The following is a 1,255-nucleotide window of genomic DNA, read 5'->3' on the forward strand; positions in this document are numbered from 1 at the left end:
CGGGTTCGTCAACTGGAAATGCGCGCCGACGATGAGCCGGATATTCGCTTCCTTGGCGGCAACATGCGCGCGGACGATGCCGGCGAGCGAACACTCGTCGGTGATGGCGATCGCGAGATAGCCGAGCTGCTCCGCGCGCACGATCAGTTCTTCCGAGTGCGAGGCGCCGCGCAGGAACGTGAAGTTGGAGAAGCACTGCAACTCGGCATAGCCGGGCAGCATGGAGGCGTACACGTCCAACGCGCTACCCGAACAGACCGTGCAGGAACCATCGAGGATCTTCTTCGTCGCGGCTTCCAACCCGCTCGCGGTAGATCCAGTAGCAGGTGTGGTCGTCGGCCTCCGCGACGAAGTAATCGCGTGTGACGAGCTCGCCTGCCCACCATCCGGCTTCAACACGCTCACCGGGCGACACCGTGCGCAACGGACTGCCGTAAAACGGGCGGTGCTGGCGCGTCATCAACTGCACGGGCGTCTCAAGCAGCCACGATGGGCGGGGCTGATCGCCGGGAAGCGGGCAGCCTTTGGCGTCGCTGGTCACCGGGACCCAGTTCGATACGATCTCGGGGCGGTGATCGGCGACGGGCGCGGCGCGCAGCACGTTCTCATGACCCAGGCGTGCAACGAGCAGCTCCATCAACCGGTTATGGTCGGCGGCGCTGCCGCCCGGCTCGGGAAATAGCGTGTCGGACGGCGGCTCGGCCGCTTCGACGTCGTTCACTTCGAGACGCACGGCGATGACGGCGGCCGCAAGCTCGACGCGACCAAGCCGCTCTTTCAGCAAGCGCGTCAGGTGTTCCTCGTGCCAAGTCGGTTCCGCGAGCGCCACCTCGATCGTCGTTGGCGGCAACGCCGCGCGCCCGCGCTCATGTTCAAGTTCGATCGAGAAGCGCGTGAGCGCCAGTTGCTTGCTCGCGAGCCAACCGGTCAACTGCACGATGAGCCGACGCGCGACAAAGAGCACGGCTTCGGCATGCTCGACGCGGTCGGGCAGTTCGATACGTGCATTGAACGACGGCGGCGTCTGGACCCATTCGTAAAGCTCGGGCGCTTCCCCAACGGCGCGATCGAGCGTATCCAGAATTGCGGTGCCGCAGCGCTTCTTGAGGCCGGCGCGCGGCAAGCGCCGCAGGTCCGCGACGCTCGTGCATCCGAGTCCGTCAAACCAGTCGGCGTAGCGCCGGGCTTCCAAAACCAGCAGGGCGGGCAAGCGCGGTAACTGCCGCATGAGCGAGCGGATGGAAAGACGCAGGCC

Annotated in this window: 2 protein-coding genes; both read right to left on the bottom strand. The window is 65.9% G+C overall.

What is annotated here, in order from left to right; all coding sequences use genetic code 11:
- On the bottom strand, positions 1-222 hold a 222-nt coding region (locus AWB81_RS43095; protein WP_235026261.1), incomplete at its 3' end, for a PHP domain-containing protein.
- Positions 223-244: 22 nt separating this feature from the next.
- Positions 245-1,255: Y-family DNA polymerase (locus tag AWB81_RS43100; protein ID WP_062644700.1), on the bottom strand; the 1,011-nt coding region annotated here is incomplete at its 5' end.

The organism is Caballeronia arationis (assembly GCF_001544975.2).
GTDB classification, from domain to species: Bacteria; Pseudomonadota; Gammaproteobacteria; order Burkholderiales; family Burkholderiaceae; genus Caballeronia; species Caballeronia arationis.